The organism is Mitsuaria sp. TWR114 (assembly GCF_007997345.1).
Genome location: NZ_VOSR01001048.1, coordinates 1 through 610, shown reverse-complemented (window position 1 = coordinate 610; position 610 = coordinate 1). Strand labels below are relative to the sequence as shown.

Below are 610 nucleotides of genomic sequence, written 5' to 3'. Positions count from 1 at the left end.
GTGCTGGCGCGGCGCAGCGGCAAGGCCTGGTACCTCGGCGCGATGACGTCGGAACGCGCCCGCACTGAAAAGGTCCCGCTCCGCTTCCTGCCACCCGGCCGGTGCGCGCGACGATCTGGCAGGACGGCGAGGTCGTGCGCGAGGTCCGTCGCAGCACGCGCAGCGTGACGAACGCCGATGTGCTGACGCTGTCGCTGGCCGCGGCCGGCGGCGCGCCGTGATCCTGGAGCCGGCGCCGTGAGGACGCGCGCGTTCACGCCCGCCCACGCCAAGGAGGACGCACTGACATGAGACGCCGCGATGTGTTCGGGCTGATGGCGCTGGCCTCGGCCGGCCCGCTGGCTACCGCAGCGAGTGCCGCCAGTGCCGCGACGAACGCGGCGCTGCTGCCCTCCGCGCTCGATGCCGCGGGGCAGTTGCGCGCGCTGCCAATGGACGGGCCGGCGGACGGCTTCCACTGGCGGCGTGTCGCGGAGGGTGTGCAGTTCCGCGTCGACAGCCTGACCAAGGCCGTGCTGTTCTACGGCCCGGGCCTGGTACGGATCACCGCGCACCTAGGCGCGGCGCATACCGCGCAGCCCAGCCTGGTGGTCGTGGCCAAGCCCAGGCC

General features: G+C 73.8%; 1 protein-coding gene. It reads left to right on the top strand.

What is annotated here, in order from left to right; all coding sequences use genetic code 11:
• Positions 1-287 precede the first annotated feature (287 nt).
• On the top strand, positions 288-610 hold a 323-nt coding region (locus FUT87_RS27200), incomplete at its 3' end, for a hypothetical protein (RefSeq protein WP_222617182.1).